16 protein-coding genes and 1 tRNA gene are annotated in these 18,248 nt (G+C 72.8%); 6 read left to right on the top strand and 11 right to left on the bottom strand.

Annotation, left to right across the window (positions count from 1 at the left end):
• Positions 1-16: 16 nt before the first annotated feature.
• A complete protein-coding gene (locus ACFV3E_RS15730; RefSeq protein WP_499512003.1) occupies positions 17-526 on the top strand; it encodes a flavoprotein in 510 nt (169 codons plus the stop codon).
• Positions 527-606: 80 nt separating this feature from the next.
• On the opposite strand, the gene ACFV3E_RS15725 is transcribed toward ACFV3E_RS15730, so the two are convergent.
• The 3 genes from ACFV3E_RS15725 to ACFV3E_RS15715 all read right to left on the bottom strand — a co-directional run bounded on the left by ACFV3E_RS15725 (position 607) and on the right by ACFV3E_RS15715 (position 2,908).
• A tRNA-His gene (locus ACFV3E_RS15725) sits at positions 607-679 on the bottom strand.
• 91 nt (positions 680-770) lie between these two features.
• Positions 771-1,382 (bottom strand): oligoribonuclease, encoded by a 612-nt coding sequence (gene orn / locus ACFV3E_RS15720; protein WP_500369344.1) that lies wholly within the window; start codon positions 1,380-1,382, stop codon positions 771-773.
• A 5-nt stretch (positions 1,383-1,387) separates the two neighbouring features.
• Positions 1,388-2,908 (bottom strand): helix-turn-helix domain-containing protein, encoded by a 1,521-nt coding sequence (locus ACFV3E_RS15715; protein ID WP_500535184.1) that lies wholly within the window; start codon positions 2,906-2,908, stop codon positions 1,388-1,390.
• Positions 2,909-3,622: 714 nt separating this feature from the next.
• On the opposite strand from ACFV3E_RS15715, the gene ACFV3E_RS15710 reads away from it, so the two are divergent.
• Both ACFV3E_RS15710 and ACFV3E_RS15705 read left to right on the top strand, forming a co-directional pair.
• A complete protein-coding gene (locus tag ACFV3E_RS15710; protein WP_500322789.1) occupies positions 3,623-4,144 on the top strand; it encodes a universal stress protein in 522 nt (173 codons plus the stop codon).
• A 111-nt stretch (positions 4,145-4,255) separates the two neighbouring features.
• Positions 4,256-4,852 carry an acetate uptake transporter gene (locus ACFV3E_RS15705; protein WP_500535183.1) on the top strand — a complete coding sequence of 199 codons (597 nt, stop codon included), beginning with the start codon at positions 4,256-4,258 and terminating at the stop codon, positions 4,850-4,852.
• A 73-nt stretch (positions 4,853-4,925) separates the two neighbouring features.
• Here the strand turns inward: ACFV3E_RS15705 and glmS are convergent, their stop codons facing one another.
• From glmS to ACFV3E_RS15675, 6 genes are all read right to left on the bottom strand, one after another.
• Positions 4,926-6,740 carry a glutamine--fructose-6-phosphate transaminase (isomerizing) gene (glmS, locus tag ACFV3E_RS15700; RefSeq protein ID WP_500369348.1) on the bottom strand — a complete coding sequence of 605 codons (1,815 nt, stop codon included), beginning with the start codon at positions 6,738-6,740 and terminating at the stop codon, positions 4,926-4,928.
• Between the two features lie 43 nt (positions 6,741-6,783).
• The gene (locus ACFV3E_RS15695) at positions 6,784-7,059 is read right to left on the bottom strand and encodes a hypothetical protein (RefSeq protein ID WP_500369350.1); all 276 of its coding nucleotides are present in this window, start codon (positions 7,057-7,059) and stop codon (positions 6,784-6,786) included.
• A 73-nt stretch (positions 7,060-7,132) separates the two neighbouring features.
• Positions 7,133-8,299, bottom strand: a complete 1,167-nt coding sequence (locus ACFV3E_RS15690) for an acyl-CoA dehydrogenase family protein (RefSeq protein WP_500369351.1) — start codon at positions 8,297-8,299, stop codon at positions 7,133-7,135.
• Between the two features lie 8 nt (positions 8,300-8,307).
• A complete protein-coding gene (locus tag ACFV3E_RS15685) occupies positions 8,308-9,261 on the bottom strand; it encodes a hydroxymethylglutaryl-CoA lyase (RefSeq protein ID WP_500535182.1) in 954 nt (317 codons plus the stop codon).
• Complete coding sequence (locus tag ACFV3E_RS15680) at positions 9,261-11,261, bottom strand: acetyl/propionyl/methylcrotonyl-CoA carboxylase subunit alpha (RefSeq protein ID WP_500535304.1); 2,001 nt, start codon at positions 11,259-11,261, stop codon at positions 9,261-9,263. Before ACFV3E_RS15680 ends, ACFV3E_RS15685 begins: the two co-directional genes overlap by 1 nt.
• Before the next feature lie 22 nt (positions 11,262-11,283).
• Positions 11,284-12,912: a carboxyl transferase domain-containing protein gene (locus tag ACFV3E_RS15675; protein WP_500369354.1), complete on the bottom strand. Its 1,629-nt coding sequence runs from the start codon at positions 12,910-12,912 to the stop codon at positions 11,284-11,286.
• 140 nt (positions 12,913-13,052) lie between these two features.
• On the opposite strand from ACFV3E_RS15675, the gene ACFV3E_RS15670 reads away from it, so the two are divergent.
• From ACFV3E_RS15670 to ACFV3E_RS15660, 3 genes are read left to right on the top strand one after another with little or no spacing between them, the layout of a single operon-like run.
• A complete protein-coding gene (locus tag ACFV3E_RS15670) occupies positions 13,053-13,676 on the top strand; it encodes a TetR/AcrR family transcriptional regulator (RefSeq protein WP_499511993.1) in 624 nt (207 codons plus the stop codon).
• 38 nt (positions 13,677-13,714) lie between these two features.
• Positions 13,715-14,872 carry an acyl-CoA dehydrogenase family protein gene (locus tag ACFV3E_RS15665; RefSeq protein ID WP_500535181.1) on the top strand — a complete coding sequence of 386 codons (1,158 nt, stop codon included), beginning with the start codon at positions 13,715-13,717 and terminating at the stop codon, positions 14,870-14,872.
• Positions 14,873-14,903: 31 nt separating this feature from the next.
• Positions 14,904-15,785, top strand: coding sequence for an acyl-CoA thioesterase (locus ACFV3E_RS15660; protein WP_499511991.1), 882 nt, complete (start codon positions 14,904-14,906; stop codon positions 15,783-15,785).
• 15 nt (positions 15,786-15,800) lie between these two features.
• Here the strand turns inward: ACFV3E_RS15660 and ACFV3E_RS15655 are convergent, their stop codons facing one another.
• Both ACFV3E_RS15655 and ACFV3E_RS15650 read right to left on the bottom strand, forming a co-directional pair.
• The gene (locus tag ACFV3E_RS15655) at positions 15,801-16,982 is read right to left on the bottom strand and encodes a sensor histidine kinase (protein WP_500535180.1); all 1,182 of its coding nucleotides are present in this window, start codon (positions 16,980-16,982) and stop codon (positions 15,801-15,803) included.
• Positions 16,979-17,629, bottom strand: a complete 651-nt coding sequence (locus ACFV3E_RS15650; RefSeq protein ID WP_500322799.1) for a response regulator — start codon at positions 17,627-17,629, stop codon at positions 16,979-16,981. Before ACFV3E_RS15650 ends, ACFV3E_RS15655 begins: the two co-directional genes overlap by 4 nt.
• Positions 17,630-18,248 lie beyond the last annotated feature (619 nt).

Here is an 18,248-nt window from a genome sequence, read left to right as displayed (position 1 = left end):
CGATTGGGTGGTCCGCATGACTCGGACCCTCTACCTCTTCGCCGGTGCCGCCCCCTCCGTCTTCGACGTCGCGCGCGTCATCGAGGACGCCCAGGTGCGCGGCTGGGACGTCTGCCTCGGCCTGACGCCCACCGCGGCCCGCTGGCTTGAGCCGAGCCTGGACGGACTGGCCGCGCTGACCGGCCGCCCGGTGCGCCACGAGTACCCGCTGCCCGGCCGGCCCGAGGTCTGGCCCCCGGCCGACGTGATCCTGGTGGCCCCGGCCACCTTCAACACGATCAACGGATGGGCACTGGGCCTGACGGAGACGTTCGTGGCCGGCACCCTCGCCGAGGGCATCGGCAAGCGCGTCCCGATGGTGGCGATGCCGTCCGTGAACGCGGCGCTCATGCAGCACCCGCAGTACGAGCGCTCGCTGGAGACCCTGCGCGCCGCCGGGGTCACGGTGCTCTTCGGCGACGCCGGATCCGGCCCGGAGTACCCCTGGCAGCCGGCGCTCGCCGCCGCCGAGGCGGTCGCGGGCTGACCCGCCCCGCCCGGGGTCCCGAAGGCCCGGGGACGAGGAAGGCCCGGCCTGCTTCCGCGGGCCGGGCCTTCCTCGGTGAGGGTGAGTGACGGGACTCGAACCCGCGGCATCCTGGACCACAACCAGGTGCTCTACCAGCTGAGCTACACCCACCATGACCGGTGATTCCTACTGCTTCCCACCGGCCGAGAAAAAGTGTACAGGGTCCGGAGGGGTGCTCGCTGCCACGTTTTCCGTGGGTCGCTCAGTCCGAGGTTTCCGCAGGCAGGACGTACTTCGCGGCGATCGAGCGCGCCGTGTCGGTGTCCGGTCCGGGCTGGGGCACGAAGACCGCCTCACGGTAGTAGCGCAACTCCGCGATGGACTCGCGGATGTCGGCGAGGGCGCGGTGGTTGCCGTTCTTCTCCGGGCTGGCGAAGTAGGCGCGCGGGTACCAGCGCCGGGACAGCTCCTTGATGGAGGAGACGTCCACGATGCGGTAGTGCAGGTGCTGCTCGAGCGTGGGCATGTCCCGGGCGAGGAAGCCGCGGTCGGTGGAGACCGAGTTCCCGCACAGCGGCGCCTTGCGGGGCTCGGCCACGTACTGGCGGACGTAGTCCAGGACCAGCTTCTCCGCCTCCTCCAGCGTCACCCCGCCGTCGAGCTCCTCCAGCAGGCCGGAGGCGGTGTGCATCGTGCGGACGATCTCCGGCATGCTCTCCAGCGACTCGGCCGGCGGACGGATGACGATGTCCACCCCCTCGCCGAGCACGTTGAGCTCCGAGTCGGTGACGAGCGCCGCCACCTCGATCAGAGCGTCCTGGGCCAGGGAGAGCCCGGTCATCTCGCAGTCGATCCACACCATCCGGTCGTTCATACGTCTCACCCTACGGGGCGATCCCGTGGAGCAGGCATAGTCGCGCTGCGGCTGCGTCCGTCACGGCCGTCCCGGTCGCCGCGCGGCCGCCGGGCGCCGTGCGGCTCGCGGGCGTCGAAACGGCTGCCGGGCTGCTCCGGGATGCGCGTCGCGTAGGGCGGCTCGGCGTCGGTCTTGGCCGTGCCCGGGCCACCGCCGGAACCGGCCTGTCCCGCGATCTGCAGCACCCCGCCGTGACCGCGGTCCGCGGTGGGCACGGGGCTGCGGCGCGGGGCCGGCACCGGGCCGCCGGCCGCCTCGGGGCCGCGCGGTTCCCGGGCGGCGGCGAGCCCGGGGTCCGGGTCGTCCTGCGGGCGTCGGGCCCGGTAGGCGGCCCGGTACGAGGCGGGGGAGGAGCCGAGCTGGCGGCGGAAGTGACCGCGCAGCGCGACGGGCGAGCGGAAGCCGCAGCGCGCGGCGACCTCGTCCACGGAGTAGTCGGAGGTCTCCAGCAGCCGCTGGGCCTGCAGGACGCGCTGGGTGATCAGCCACTGCAGGGGCGCGCTGCCGGTCAGCGTGCGGAAGCGGCGGTCGAAGGTGCGGCGGCTCATGTAGGCACGGGCGGCGAGGGTCTCCACGTCGAACTGCTCGTGCAGGTGCTCCAGCGCCCAGGCGACGACCTCGGCGAGCGGATCGCCGCCGATCTCCTCCGGTAAAGAGCGGTCGAGGTGCCGGGGCTGGCCGCCCCAGTCGCCGCGCCGCGGCGGCACGACCAGCCGGCGGGCGAGCGCGTTGGCGGCCTCGCCGCCGTGGTCGCTGCGTACGACGTGCAGGCACAGGTCGATGCCGGCGGCGGTGCCCGCGCTGGTGAGGACGTCGCCGTCGTCGACGAACAGCTCGCGCGGGTCGACGTGGACGGACGGGTAGCGCTTGGCGAGGGTCGGCGCGTACATCCAGTGCGTGGTGGCCGGGCGGCCGTCCAGCAGCCCCGCGGCGGCGAGCACGAAGGCGCCGGTGCACAGCCCGATGATGCGCGCGCCCTCCTCGTGGGCGCGGCGCAGCGCGTCCAGCGCCTCGGCGGGCGGCGGCTGCGAGATCGAGCGCCAGGCGGGCACGACGACCGTGCCGGCCCGCGACAGCGCCTCCAGCCCGTACGGGGCCGACAACTCCAGCCCGCCGGTGGTGCGCAGCGGGCCGTCCTCACCGGCGCAGACCAGCAGCCGGTAGCGCGGCACGCCCGCGTCCTGGCGGTCGATGCCGAACACGGAGAGCGGGATCGAGCTCTCGAAGATCGGGCCGCCGCTGAACAGCAGTACGGCGACGACCTCCTGACGGCGTCGCGCCGACAACTTCCGCGGTCCGCGGCCCTGTTGGGCGGTGGCGGACGGGCCGGCCGGGCCCGACGGAACGGAGGTGCTCACCGGGACGCCGGACGCTCCCGGGACGTGCGGGAGGCCCGGTGCCCCCGTCGACGCGGACGGTGCGGTGGACATGCCGGCGGCCGACTGGATCTCCGCCATGGTGCCGGTCCTGGACTCCTGTGTCATGGAGCTCAAGCCCCCCTCGGTCGTCTGGTCCTCTCGGTCCTGCACGGGTCCCCCGCCGTTGTCACTCAAGATCGAATCTACTGGTTCCGCTGTACCCGCAGTGGCAAGTTCACCACCTGCCGGTATGTCGACATGACCACGTGGCGTGAAGCATTCGATCACGAAGCGTTCCCCTCGTGAAGTGTGCCTTCCGCGAGGGGAACCGGCGCACAACGCCCGTGCGCCCCCTCATTCCGCTTCCGCCCTGGTGGCGGCGGGGGTTGTGGCACATGATCCCAAGTCCCCCTGCACAGAGGGAAGTTGGCCGAAAATGATGGGAAGTCCTGTACGCACCCCTGGTCAGCGCTCCGTCGTACGCCCCTTGTGTGGCCGGAGAACGAGTGCGCCCCCTGTGCCTCGCACGGCCGGGAGGACGATTCCGGATATGGCCGGAGGCGGACAGCGGGAGAGGGCCGGGCGCGAGGTGACTTGTCCGATTGGCGGCGGGGCGTTGCGCTCGGCGGCCGGCTCCGGCATTCTCCTGGAAACTCCGGGGTAGGGGGACGCTGTGAGGGCACCTGCGCATCTGTGCAGGGGCCCTCAGTCGCCGTACTCTGGAGTCAGCGGGAAGGGCAGCCCCTTACCGGTCGAAATCAGGCCGGTCCCGCGGCCCCCGCACTGTTGTTGTCCGCCCACTCGGCGCTCCCGGCGCCGACCTTGCCGAGAAACCGCATCATGGCCGGTTACGAGCTCCCCGAGCCCGCCGACGGAAAGCCGCTCGCCGAATCGGCGGCGGCTCCGGAGGCGGCCTGCGAGCCGCGCACTTCCTGTGATCCCGCGTTCCGGCACGGCGTGGTCGTCGGTTTCGACGGCTCCGTGTCGAGTGAACGGGCCCTCGCGTACGCCATCGGCATGGCACGCCGGTCCGGTTCGGCGCTGATCATCGTGCACGTCGCCAACCGGCTCCCGGCGACCGTGTGGGCGGGCTGCGAGCCGCCCGTCTTCGTCGACGTCCCCGACCACCGCACCGAGGTGCTCGGCCTGGAACTCGCCTGCGCCGACCACCTGTCGGAGGTCCCGTGGATCCTGGTCGAGCGCGGCGGCGACATCTGCCACGAGCTGGAGGAGGTCGGCCGGGAGTACGAGGCCGACGCCATCGTGGTGGGTGGGACGCACGGGATCATCGGCAAGATCTTCGGGTCGGTCGCCGGACGGCTCGCGCGGCGCGCCCAGCGGCCTGTCGTGGTCATTCCATAACGATTCGGTGCACGCCGCCGTGAATACGGCCTCCGCAGGATTGCTTGTGCCCTTGTGAAGGGTATCTCATCTGCAGTTTCTTCCTTCCCTCGTACACGAAGGGGGCCCGCGGTGGACAACGACGTCTCCACGGCGCGCATGGCAGGAGCCGGCGCTACGGCTCTGGGATATCTGACACTCGGCCTGACGCTGATCGCCTACGGGCTGCTCGGCACCGGCGTATTCGACAACACCGCGGCGGCGGACGCCGCCCGGCTCGCCCTGGTCGTCGGCGGCGTCACGCAATTCGTCGCCGGCATGTGGGAGTTCTACGGTGGCAACGGCTTCACCGGCACCGCCTTCGCCTCACTGGGCGCCTTCTGGGTGACCTGGTCGGCGGGGTCCGGCGCGGGCGCGAGCAAGGAGGTCGCCGGGCTCTTCATGCTCCTGTGGGCGCTGCTGGCGCTCAGCCTGACCATGGCCGCGTGGCAGATGGGCGGCGTGGCGCAGGCGGCCTTCGGGCTGCTGACCGTGGCCATGGCCCTGTCCGGCATCGCGGCACTCGCCTCCAACAGCGGTCTCGGCAAGACGGCCGGCTGGGTCGGCCTCGCGGCCGGCGCGGTCGCCTGGTACGGCGGGACCGCACTGCTCACCAACGCCACGTGGGGCCGGCGCGCCCTCGCCGACGGGTGGCGGCTGGCCATGCCGCACCGCGGGCACGCGGCCTGACGTCCGGGGAGGCAACGGCGAGGCCCCCCGCGCCGAAGGGCGCGGGGGGCCTCGTGCGTGCCGGGGCCGTCGGCTACTCGACCGTCACGGACTTCGCGAGGTTGCGCGGCTTGTCGATGTCCCGGCCCAGGGCCAGCGCCGTGTGGTACGCCAGCAGCTGGAGCGGGATGCCCATCAGGATCGGGTCGAGCTCGTCCTCGTTCTTCGGGACGAGGAGCGTGTGGTCGGCCTTCGCCTGCTCCTGGTGCGCGACCGCCAGGATCCGGCCGCTGCGGGCCTTGATCTCCTCCATCGCGGCGCGGTTCTTCTCCAGCAGCGAGTCGTCCGGGATGATCGCGACCGTCGGCATCGCGGGCTCGATCAGGGCCAGCGGGCCGTGCTTGAGCTCGGAGGCCGGGTACGCCTCGGCGTGGATGTAGGAGATCTCCTTCAGCTTCAGGGACGCCTCCAGCGCGACCGGGTAACCGCGCACCCGGCCGATGAACATCATCGACTTGGCGTCCGCGTATTCGGCCGCCAGCTTCTTGATGTCCTCCTCCTGCGTGAGGATCTCCTGGATCTGCTCGGGCAGCCTGCGCAGGCCTTCGATGATCCGCTTGCCGTCGGCCACCGACAGGTCGCGGATGCGGCCCAGGTGCAGGGCGAGCAGTGCGAAGGCGACGACGGTGTTGGTGAAGCACTTGGTGGAGACGACGCAGACCTCAGGGCCGGCGTGGACGTACATGCCGCCGTCGGTCTCACGGGCGATCGCGGAACCCACCACGTTCACCACGCCGAGGACGCGGGCGCCCTTGCGCTTGAGCTCCTGGACCGCCGCCAGCACGTCGTACGTCTCACCAGACTGCGAGACGGCGATGTAGAGGGTGTCGGGGTCCACGACCGGGTTGCGGTAGCGGAACTCGGAGGCGGGCTCGGAGTCGGCGGGGATACGGGCCAGGCCCTCGATCAGCGAGGCACCGATCATCCCTGCGTGGTACGAGGTGCCGCAGCCGAGGATCTTCACGCGGCGGATGCCGCGGGCCTCGCGGGCGTCGAGGTTCAGGCCGCCCAGGTGCACGGTGGAGAACTTGTCGTCGATCCGGCCGCGCAGCACGCGGTCGACCGCGTCGGGCTGCTCGCTGATCTCCTTGTGCATGTACGTGTCGTGACCGCCCATGTCGTAGGAGGCGGCCTCCCACTCCACGGTCTCGGGGGTGGCCGTGGTGCGGGTGCCCGAGGTCGTGTAGGTGCGGAAGTCGTCGGCCTTCAGGGTGGCCATCTCGCCGTCGTCGAGGGTGACGACCTGGCGGGTGTGGGAGATCAGCGCGGCGACGTCGGAGGCGACGAACATCTCCTTCTCGCCGATGCCGAGGACCACCGGCGAGCCGTTGCGCGCCACGACGATCCGGTCGGGGAAGTCGGCGTGCATGACGGCGATGCCGTACGTGCCCTCGATGACCTTCAGCGCCTCGCGGACCTTCTCCTCCAGGGACTCGGCCTGGGAGCGGGCGACGAGGTGGGTGATGACCTCGGTGTCGGTCTCGGAGGCGAAGACCACGCCGTCGGCCTCCAGCTTGGCGCGCAGCTCGGCGGCGTTGTCGACGATGCCGTTGTGGACGACGGCGACCTTGCCCTCGGTGTCGAGGTGCGGGTGCGCGTTCTCGTCGCTGGGCGCGCCGTGGGTGGCCCAGCGGGTGTGGGCTATGCCGGTGGTACCGGCGAAGCGCTTGGGGACCCGTGCCTCCAGCTCACGGACCCGGCCCTTGGCCTTGACGGCCTTGAGTCCGCCGGACTTGCCGGCGACCACGATGCCCGCGGAGTCGTAACCGCGGTACTCCAGCCGCTGCAGGCCCTCCAGCAGCAGCGGGGCGACATCACGCTTCCCGATGTAGCCGACGATTCCACACATGTTTCCGTCCCTCCCGGTCGCTCGAGGCGGCCCGGTCTCGCTGTCAGCCGTAGACGATGCGGCGCAACTGCCGCAGTGAGTACTCGGGCGGGGTGACCGCCCGGTACGGCAGCTCGGCCGTGATCTGTCCGAAGATCTCCGCGTTCTGCAGACCCTTGGCCTGCAGCTCGCGGTGGCGGCGCCGTACGAAGTCCTCGGCCGTCTCGTCGAAGTACGCCAGGACGTCGAGGACCACCCGGGCGGCCTCACCGCGTTGCAGCGGCGTGGTCCGCACCAGGTGGTCGACGAGGTCGTCATGTGTCGTCCGGCGTTCGAGCACCGGTCGATACTGAGGGAAGGAGGAGGCTGATCGCAAGATTCCTGCCCGATATCGGGCAGGGGAGTGGCGAAAACTACGCCGGAAGGCCGAGCTCGCGTGCGATCAGCATGCGCTGCACCTCGCTGGTGCCCTCGCCGATCTCCAGGATCTTGGAGTCCCGCCACATACGGGCGACCGGGTACTCGTTCATGAAGCCGTAGCCGCCGTGCACCTGGGTGGCCTCGCGGGCGTTGGTGACCGCGATCTCCGAGGAGTAGAGCTTGGCCATCGCCGCCTCCTTCTTGAAAGGCTCCCCGGCGACCAGCCGGGACGCCGCGTCCCGCCAGGCCAGCCGGGCGGTGTGGGCGCGCATCTCCATGTCGGCGAGCTTGAAGGCGACCGCCTGGTTGCTCCCGATCGGGCGGCCGAAGGCGGTGCGCTCCTTGGCGTACGCCACCGACTCGTCCACACAGCCCTGCGCCAGACCGGTGGCCAGCGCCGCGATGGCGATCCGGCCCTCGTCCAGGATGCGCAGGAACTGGGCGTAGCCCCGGCCCCGCTCGCCCAGCAGGTTGGCGGCCGGCACACGGCAGTCGGAGAAGGACAGCTCGCGGGTGTCGGAGGCGTTCCAGCCGACCTTGCTGTACTTCTTCGACACCGTGAAGCCCGGGGTGCCGGAGGGCACGATGATCGAGGAGATCTCCGGGCGGCCGTCCTCCTTGCGGCCGGTGACGGCCGTGACCGTGACCAGCGAGGTGATGTCGGTGCCCGAGTTGGTGATGAAGCTCTTGGTGCCGTTGATCACCCACTCGCCGGTCGCCTCGTCCAGCCGGGCCGTGGTGCGGGTGCCGCCGGCGTCGGAGCCGCAGTCCGGCTCGGTCAGCCCGAACGCGCCCAGCTGCTCGCCGGCGGTCAGCTGCGGCAGCCACTGCCGCTTCTGCTCCTCGGTGCCGAAGCGGAAGACCGGCATGGCGCCGAGCGAGACCCCCGCCTCCAGGGTGATCGCCACGGAGGAGTCCACCCGGGCGAGCTCCTCCAGGGCGATGCAGAGGGCGAAGTAGTCGCCGCCCATGCCGCCGTACTCCTCGGGGAAGGGCAGGCCGAACAGGCCCATGCGGCCCATCTCGCGGATGATCTCGTAGGGGAACTCGTCGTGCTCGTAGAACTCGCCGATCTTCGGCGCGACGACGTCGTGCGCGAACTCCTCCACCGTGCGGCGGAGTTCCTCGTACTCGGCGGGGAGCCGGTGGGCGGTCGTCATGGCTGTGGTCACTCCTGGTGGGAGAGGGCGCGGACGGTACGGGACGGGCTCGGTCGGCCCAATTGCTCCGCCATCCACACGCTGGTGGCGGTGAGGCGGCTGAGGTCGACCCCGGTCTCGACGCCGAGGCCGTCGAGCATCCAGACCAGGTCTTCGGTGGCGAGGTTCCCGGTGGCGCTCTTGGCGTACGGGCAGCCGCCGAGGCCGCCGGCGGAGGCGTCGACGACGCCCACGCCGTGCCGGAGGGCGGCCAGGGTGTTGGACAGTGCCTGGCCGTAGGTGTCGTGGAAGTGGACGGCGAGCCGCTCGACGGGCACGTCCAGGCCGGTCAGGGTGTCGAGCAGCGCCACGACGTGGCCGGGCGTGGCGACGCCGATGGTGTCGCCGAGGCTCAGCTCGTCGCAGCCCAGGTCGTAGAGCCGGCGGGCCACCGCGGCCACCTGCGGGACGGGCACGGCGCCCTCCCACGGGTCGCCGAAGCACATCGACAGGTAGCCGCGCACCCTCGCCCCCGCCTCCTTGGCGGCGGCGACGACCGGCGCGAACATCTCCAGCGACTCGTCGACCGTGCGGTTGAGGTTGGCCTTCGCGAAGGACTCGGTCGCGCTGCCGAAGACGGCGACCTCGCGCACCCCCAGGGCCAGGGCCCGCTCCAGCCCGCGCTGGTTGGGCACCAGCACCGGCAGCCGGACCCCGTCGCCCAGGTCGTCCAGCAGCGGCATCAGCTGCTCGGCGTCGGCGAGCTGGGGCACCCACGTGGGGTGCACGAAGCTGGTCGCCTCGATGGTGGTCAGCCCGGCGTCGGCCAGGCGGTGCACGAACTCCGCCTTGACCTCGGTGGGCACCGTGGCCTTCTCGTTCTGCAGCCCGTCGCGTGCGCCGACCTCGTGGATGCGCACCCGCCGCGGGAGCCCGTCCAGCGGCACGGACATGGGCAGCCCGGGAGTTCGCTCGACGGCCATCACTCGGCCTCCTCCTGGTGCGGGGCGACGACCGCGAGCACCTGGTCCATGGCGACGGTGCTGCCCGGGGTCACGTCGATCTCGGTGACGGTGCCGTCGTGCGGGGCGGTGATGACGTGCTCCATCTTCATCGCCTCCACCACGAGCAGGCTCTGGCCCGCGGTGACCTCGTCGCCCTTGGCGACCTTGACCACGGTCACCGTGCCCGGCATGGGCGCGGCCAGGGTGTCCACCCCACCCGCCCCGGCCGCGCCGCGCAGCGCGGCCTCGACCGGGTCGTACGGCTGCAGGCGCCAGCCGTCGCCGTCCCGGCCCAGCCAGTCGCCGGCGTGGTCGAAGGCGTGCGTGACGCCGTCCCACTCGACGGTGGTCCGCTGCCCGGAGCCGGGGAGCAGCCGGGCGCGCACCGCGGCGGCCTCGTCGATCCGCACCTCGGCCTCCGGGGCGCCGCCGCGGACACGGACCCGCACGGCCTCGCACCCTGGTACCCGCAGCCAGTGGTCGGTCCAGGCGGGCTCCCCGCCGAGCCGCCAGCCGCTCGGCACGGAGAAGGGGTCCCGCCAGCCTCCGCCGGCCGCCGCCGGTTCCAGGGCCGCGTGGCGCAGCAGCGCGGCCGCCGCGTACACCTCGACGGGCACCTCGGAGGGCACCAGGCCCGCCAGCTCCCGGTCGATCAGGCCGGTGTCCATCTCGCCGGAGACGACGTCGGGGTGGGCCAGGAGGCGGCGCAGGAAACCGGTGTTGGTCTCCAGGCCCAGCACGGTCGTCCCGGCGAGGGCGGCCCGCAGCCGGCGCAGCGCCGTCGGGCGGTCGGGGCCGTACGCGATGACCTTGGCGAGCATCGGGTCGTAGGACGTGCCGATCTCGCTGCCCGCACGGAGCCCGGAGTCGACGCGCACGCCCTCGCCGACGGGCTCGTCCAGCGCCAGCACGGTGCCCGCCGACGGCAGGAAGTTGCGCGAGGGCACTTCGGCGCAGATCCGGGCCTCGACGGCGTGCCCGGTCAGGGCGACCTCGTCCTGTCCGAAGGACAGCCGCTCGCCCGCGGCGATCCGCAACTGCCACTCCACCAGATCCAGCCCGGTCACCAGTTCCGTGACGGGGTGCTCGACCTGGAGGCGGGTGTTCATCTCCATGAAGCAGTAGGCGGAGGGGTCGGCGCCCGGGACGATGAACTCCAGGGTGCCCGCGCCGACGTAGCCGCAGGACAGCGCGGCCTGCACGGCGGCGGCGCCCATGGCGGCCCGGGTCGCCTCGTCCAGCAGGACCGAGGGGGCCTCCTCGATCACCTTCTGGTGGCGGCGCTGCAGCGAGCACTCGCGCTCGCCGAGGTGCACCACGTTGCCGTGGCCGTCGGCCAGCACCTGGATCTCGATGTGCCGGGGACGGTCGATCCACCGTTCCACCAGCAGGGTGTCGTCCCCGAAGGAGCCGCGCGCCTCGCGGCGGGCGGCCGCGATCTCCTCGGGGAGCAGGGCCGTGTCGCGCACCAGGCGCATGCCCTTGCCGCCACCGCCCGCGGAGGGCTTCAGCAGCACGGGGGTGCCGATCTCCAGGGCGGCGGCCGTCAGCTGCTCGTCGGTGAGCCCGCTGCCGCTGCTGCCCGGCACCACCGGGACCCCGGCCTCGCGGACGGTCTCCTTGGCGCGGATCTTGTCACCCATGAGCTCGATGGCCCGGGCGGGCGGCCCGATGAAGGCGAGCCCCGCCTCCGCGCAGGCACGGGCGAAGGCGGCGTTCTCGGCGAGGAAACCGTAGCCGGGGTGGACGGCCTGGGCGCCGGTGCGGGCGGCCGCCTCCAGCAGCCGCTCGATCGAAAGGTAGCTCTCGGATGCCGCCGCCGGGCCGATGCGCACGGCGGTGTCGGCTTCGCGGACATGGCGGGCCCCGGCGTCGGCATCGCTGAAGACGGCGACCGAACGGATCCCGAGCCGCCGCAGGGTGCGGATGACGCGGACCGCGATCTCGCCGCGGTTGGCCACCAGGACGGTGTCGAACATCGCTGACATCTGAGTGCTCCCCCTACATCCGGAAGACGCCGAAGCCCGGCGCCTGCGGATCGCGTTGCGGAATCGGCGCGTTGGCGCACGCGGTCAGGGCCAGTCCCAGCACCTGGCGGGTCTGCAGGGGGTCGATGACCCCGTCGTCCCACAGCCGGGCCGTCGCGTAGTAGGCGTTGCCCTGCTCCTCGTACTGGGCGCGGATGGGGGCCTTGAAGCCCTCCTCGTCCTCCGCCGCCCAGGTGTCGCCGGCCGCCTCGATCTGGTCGCGCTTGACGGTGGCCAGCACCGAGGCGGCCTGCTCGCCGCCCATGACGGAGATCTTGGCGTTGGGCCACATCCACAGGAAGCGCGGCGAATAGGCGCGGCCGCACATCGAGTAGTTGCCCGCGCCGTAGGAGCCGCCGATGACCACGGTCAGCTTGGGCACCCGGGTCGTGGCCACCGCGGTGACCATCTTGGCGCCGTGCTTGGCGATCCCGCCCGCCTCGTACTGACGGCCCACCATGAAGCCCGAGATGTTCTGCAGGAAGAGCAGCGGGATGCCGCGCTGGTCGCACAGCTCGATGAAGTGCGCGCCCTTCTGGGCCGATTCGGAGAACAGGATGCCGTTGTTGGCGACGATCCCGACCGGGTGGCCGTGGATCCGGGCGAAGCCGGTGACCAGCGTCGTGCCGTACTCGGCCTTGAACTCCGCGAAGCGGCTGCCGTCGACGAGGCGGGCGATGACCTCGCGGACGTCGTAGGGGGTGCGCGAGTCGACCGGGACCGCGCCGTAGAGCCCGGCCGGGTCGACGGCGGGCTCCTCGACGGGTCCGACCGTCCACGGCAGTGCGCCGCGGGCGGGCAGGGTCGCCACGATGTTCCGCACGATGCGCAGCGCGTGGGCGTCGTCCTCGGCCAGGTGGTCGGTGACGCCGGAGGTGCGGGAGTGCACCTCGCCGCCGCCGAGCTCCTCGGCCGTGACCACCTCGCCGGTGGCGGCCTTCACCAGCGGCGGGCCGCCCAGGAAGATCGTGCCCTGGCCGCGGACGATCACCGCCTCGTCGCTCATCGCGGGGACGTAGGCGCCGCCCGCCGTGCAGGAGCCGAGGACGGCGGCGACCTGCGGGATGCCGCGCGCGGACAGGGTGGCCTGGTTGAAGAAGATCCGCCCGAAGTGGTCGCGGTCGGGGAAGACCTCGTCCTGCTTCGGCAGGAAGGCGCCGCCGGAGTCGACCAGGTAGACGCACGGCAGCCGGTTGTCCAGGGCGATCTCCTGGGCGCGCAGGTGCTTCTTGACCGTCATCGGGTAGTACGTGCCGCCCTTGACGGTGGCGTCGTTGGCGACGATCACGACCTCGCGGCCGGAGACCCGGCCGATCCCGGCGACGACGCCGGCGGCCGGTGCCTGGCCTTCGTACATCCCGTCGGCGGCCAGCGGGGCGAGCTCCAGGAAGGGCGATCCGGGGTCGAGCAGCCCGTCCACGCGGTCGCGGGGGAGCAGCTTGCCGCGCGCGGTGTGCCGGGCGCGGGCCTTCTCGCCGCCGCCGAGCGCGGCGGCGGCGAGCTTCTCGCGCAGCCGCGCGGACAGCTCGGCGTGCGCCTTCTCGTTGGCGCGGTAGGCCTCGCTCGCCGGATCCGCGGCGCTGGCGAGGACGGGTGCTTCCATGTCACGGGCCCCCGGAGGAGTTAGCGGTCGTTAACGTGTTGTCGACCACGTTAGCGGTCGTTAACACGGCTGTCTAGAATGGTAGGACGATGAGATCGCGGGGGCATCCGCAGACCGGACGCCTCGCGGAAAGGTGCGGTGTGGAGCCCACGAGGACGGCGGCCAAGGCGGCCAGCGGCAGGCGTGACCAGATCCTGAGGGAGGCCGCGCGGCTCTTCGCCGAGCGCGGGTTCCACGGGGTCGGCGTGGACGAGATAGGGGCGGCCGTCGGCATCAGCGGTCCCGGGCTGTACCGGCACTTCGCGGGCAAGGACGCGATGCTCGCCGAGCTGCTCGTCGGGATCAGCGGCCGGCTGCACTCCGCGGGCCGCATGCGGGTGGCCGAGGCCGACGGCGCGGCCGCCGCGCTGGACGCCCTGGTCCGCGGGCACATCGACTTCGCCCTGGACGACCGGGCGCTGATCACCCTCCACGACCGCGAACTGGACCGGCTCCGCGACTCCGACCGCAAGCTCGTGCGCCAGCTGCAGCGCCAGTACGTCGAGCAGTGGGTCACGGTCGTCCGCGAGGTCCACCCGGGGGCGGCCGAGCCCGAGGTCCGCGCGGCCGTGCACGCCGTCTTCGGCCTGCTCAACTCCACCCCGCACCTCGGCCCGCACGGGGGGCTGCCCGGCCGCGCGGCGACCGCCGTGCTGCTGCACCGGCTGGCCCTGGGCGCCTTCGCCGCTCTGGACAGCGCGCACAACCGGGAAGTAACTTACTGAGCGCTTGCTTATCGCCCAGTGTGCAGAGGAGGCGCCAAGTGCGTCGCACGGTATTCAACGAGGACCACGAGGCCTTCCGGGAGACGATCCGGGACTTCATCGCCAACGAGGTCGTGCCCGTCTACCCCGAGTGGGAGGAGGCGGGGTACCCGCCCCGCGACTTCTACCGGCGCCTGGGCGAGCTGGGCATCTTCGGCATCGAGGTGCCCGAGGAGTACGGCGGCGCCGGCATCACGGGCTGGAAGTTCAGCGCCGTGGTGACCGAGGAGTGCGCCCGCGCCGGCGTCAGCTTCGGCAGCAGCGGCGTGCACACCGGCCTGGTGCTCCCGTACCTCCTCGAGTTCGCCAACGAGGAGCAGAAGAAGCGCTGGCTGCCCGACTTCATCAGCGGCGACATGATGACCGCCATCGCCATGACCGAGCCCGGCACCGGCTCCGACCTGGCCGGCATGACCACCACCGCGAAGCTCTCCGAGGACGGCACCCACTACGTCCTCAACGGCGCCAAGACCTTCATCACCGGCGGCGTGGTCGCCGACCGCGTGCTGGTCGTCTGCCGCACCTCGCCGGCCACCCCGGAGGACCGCCGCCGCGGTCTGTCGATCCTCGCGGTCGACACCACGAGCGAGGGCTACGCCGTCGGCCGCAAGCTGGAGAAGATCGGCCTGCGCACCTCCGACACCGCGGAGCTGTCCTTCAGCGACGTCAAGGTCCCCGTCGAGGACCTGCTCGGCGAGGAGGGCAAGGCCTTCTCCTACCTCGCCCACAACCTGCCGGTCGAGCGCCTCGCGATCGCCTTCGGCTCCTACGCCCAGGCCGACGCCGCCGTCCGCTTCGCGGCCCAGTACGTGCGCGACCGCAAGGTCTTCGGCAAGAGCGTCGCCGAGTTCCAGAACACCAAGTTCGTGCTCGCCGAGTGCGCCTCAGACGTCGACGCCATGCAGGCCGTCGTCGACCGCGCCCTGGAGGCCCACGAGCTCGGCGACTTCACCGCCGCCGACGCCGCGCGCGCCAAGCTCTTCTGCACCGAGACCGCGGCCAAGGTCATCGACCGCTGCCTCCAGCTGCACGGTGGCTACGGCTACATGCTGGAGTACCCGATCGCCCGCCTGTACGCGGACAACCGCGTGCACCGTATCTACGGCGGCACCAGCGAGGTCATGAAGTCGATCATCGCCAAGTCGATGGGGCTGTGACCGGACGGTCCGCCGACCCCGAGAGACACACGTGACCAACCACGCACTGCAGTCCCTGCTCGACCTCCTCGACCTCGAGCGGATCGAGCAGGACATCTTCCGCGGCGCCAGCCGCCCCGCCGTCGTCCCCCGCGTCTTCGGGGGCCAGGTCGCCGCACAGGCGCTGGTCGCGGCGGGGCGCACGGTCCCGGAGGGACGCGACGCCCACTCCCTGCACGCCTACTTCCTGCGCATGGGCGACCCGGGCGCGCCGATCGTCTACCAGGTCGACCGCATCCGCGACGGCCGCTCCTTCACCACCCGCCGGGTGGTCGCGGTGCAGCACGGGCAGCCGATCTTCCACCTGTCCGCGTCCTTCCAGACGTACGAGGACGGGCTGGAGCACCAGGAGCCGATGCCGCCGGCACCCGACCCGGAGAGCCTGCCCACCGGCGAGGAACTGCTGCGGCCGCACAGGGACCGGTTCCCCGACCCCTCGGTCGTGGACCGCCTCCTGGAGGCCCGCGCCGCCGTCGACCTGCGCTACGTCGACGCCCCGCCCTTCCTCGCCGCCGGGGCCGGGCCGCGTGAGCCCCGCTCCCAGGTGTGGTTCCGCACCAACGGGAAGCTCGCCGACGACCCGCTGCTCCACGTCTGCCTCGCCACCTATGTGTCGGACATGACGCTGCTGGACTCCGTGCTGCTCGCCCACGGGCGCGGCGGCTGGGCGGTGGGCGACGTGGTGGGCGCCAGCCTGGACCACGCCATGTGGTTCCACCGGCCGTTCCGCGCCGACGAATGGCTGCTGTACGACCAGCAGAGCCCCTCCGCCTCCGGCGGGCGCGGGCTCGGCACCGCGCGCATCTACACCCAGGACGGGCGGCTCGCCGTCTCCGTCATCCAGGAGGGCGTGGTCCGCGTACCGCGGGACTGAGCCGCCGGGTCACCGTCACCGGTCCGCGTCCAGCGGCAGTGTCGCCCGCACCAGGAAGCCGCCGTCCGGCTCCGGACCCGCGTCCAGGGTGCCGCCCAGCTGGGCTGCGCGCTCACGCAGCCCGGTGAGGCCGTGACCGCCGGACGGCAGCGCCGGGCCGGGCGCGTCCCCGCCGCACGGCGCGTTGCGCACCGCGACGTGCAGCGCGCCGGCGGCGAGCCGTACGGTCACCTCGGTGCGCGCGCCGGGAGCGTGCTTGCGCACGTTGGTCAGGGCCTCCTGCACGGTGCGGTACGCCGCGTGCTGCACCGGCGGCGGGCACCCGGGCCGGCCCAGGGCGGTCAGGTCGCCGTGCACCTGCGGCCCGGCCGCGGCGAGGAGCGTGGGCAGTTCCGCCAGGCCCGGGCCGGCGTCCTCGCCGCCCACCGCCACCGGCATCCGCAACAGCCCCACCATGTGCCGCAGTTCGTCCAGGGCGTCGCGGCTGAGCTGCCGCACCGTACCGGCCGCGGCCCGCGCCTCCTCGCCCCGGGCGGTCGCCTCCAGGGCGCCCGACTGCACGGCGATCAGACTGATGTGGTGGGCCACGGTGTCGTGCATCTCCCGCGCGAGCCGGGTGCGCTCGCGCACCACCGCCCGTTCCGCGGCCAGCCGGCGTTCCCGCTCCCGGCTCTCCGCCAGCTCGGCGAGCCGCGCCGCGAGTTCACGGCGTGAGGCGGCGAGCAGCCCCAGCGCCGTCGGGGCCACGGCCAGCAGCGCCGACAGCAGCACCGCGAGCACGGTCGCCGCGGGGGCCCAGTCGACTTCCCCGATCCACGGCCAGGGGAAGAACGACACAAAGGCGACGGCTGCCGCGCTGCCCAGCGTCACCACCATGGGCGGCGGGATCCGTCTCCGGCCGGGGAGCGGCGGTCCACGCCGCAGCAGCCGCCGGGCGCGGGCCACGGTCAGGGCGGCGCCGTCGGCGGCGATCGTGTACAGCGCGGCCATGGGGGCCAGCCACACATAGCCCAGCGACAGGGCGGGCAGCGTCGCCAGCAGCACCGTCAACGGCAGCCGTCGGCGCAGCGCGAGGGCGCCGGCGGCCACGTACGCCGCCGACAGCGCGAGGGGACCGCCCAGGGAACGGGTCGCCCAGGCCTCGGTCGCCGCGACGGCGACCAGGCACCCGTCGACGGCGGCCCGGGGGAGTCTCACGCGGCGCTCCCCGGCGAGAGCCCGGCCCGGTGCGCCAGGATCGCCAGCGACACCCGGTTCGGCGCGTCGAGCTTGCGCAGCAGGGCGCGGACGTGGTCCTTCACCGTGGCGACGGTGATGTGCAGCCGCTCGGCGATCTCCAGGTTCGACAGGCCCCCCGCGACCAGCAGCAGCACCTCCCGCTCCCGTCCGGTCAGCCGGTCCAGGGGCGCCCCGGCGGGGTCGGCCTCCTGCGCGTCGGCCGTGCCCAGGTAGCCGTCGACCACGGCGCGGCTGACGGTGGGCGTGAAGACCGTCCCGCCGGAGGCGAGCACGCGGACCGCGTCAATGAGGGTGGCGACCGCCGTGTCCTTGAGCAGGAAGCCGGTCGCGCCCGCGCGCATGGCGGCGGTGATGTGGGCGCTGGTGTCGAATCCGGTGAGCATCGCGACGGCCGGCGGATCGGGCAGCGCCCGTACGGCCCGCAGCACGGTCAGCCCGTCGGGTTCCGGCATCACCGTGTCCAGGAGCACCAGGTCGGGCTTGCGCGCGCGGACGGCGGCCAGTGCCGCGCGGCTGTCGCAGTCCGCGACCACCCCGATGTCGCCCGCGGACTCCAGGATGCGCCGCAGGGCGGTCCTCACCAGTGTCTCGTCGTCGACGATCACGACCCGTATCACGATCCCGCGCCTTTCTCCGGACGGCCTTCCACTCCACCCGAGGGTGGACTGCGAACTCCATCCCGGGGTTGATCCACCGGCGGCGCCGGACCGGAAGAATCGACGGCGATCGTAACGAGCACGCCGCCGGGTCGCATGACCGGTCGGCCGTGCCCGTCGGTCGACGGGGGAAACGGGGGCCCACGGGGGAAAACGGGGGCCCACGGGGAACGGGGGTTCTCATGTCGCGGACCAAGGGCGGGGGCGAAGGCCCCGGCCTGTCGACATCGGGCCCCGGGCCGCGGCATGGACGGCGGCCCGGGGCCCGTCGGGAGTAGCGGGGGCCGGCCCCCCCGGGGGGGGGGCCCCCGGGGATCGGGGGGGGGGGGGGGCGCCCCGGCGCGGCCGTGGGGGGGGTGGTGGGGGTGTTGGGGGGGGGGGGGGTGGTGGTGGGGGCCGGGGTCTCCGCGGCGGGGCTCGTGCTGCTGGCTGACGTAGACCCCCCCGCCGCCCCGCCCCGGCCGCCCCCCCCCGGGGTTGTGGTGGGGGGGGCCCCAGACCCCCCCCAACCCCCCCAAACCCCCCACCAACAAAAACAAGAAACGGTCGGCGAGGACCAACAACCAAT

The organism is Streptomyces sp. NPDC059718, from assembly GCF_042733315.1.
In the GTDB taxonomy this organism is placed as follows: domain Bacteria; phylum Actinomycetota; class Actinomycetes; order Streptomycetales; family Streptomycetaceae; genus Actinacidiphila.
Note: the sequence above shows the minus strand (reverse complement) of the source record. Positions and strands in the feature narration are given on the sequence as shown.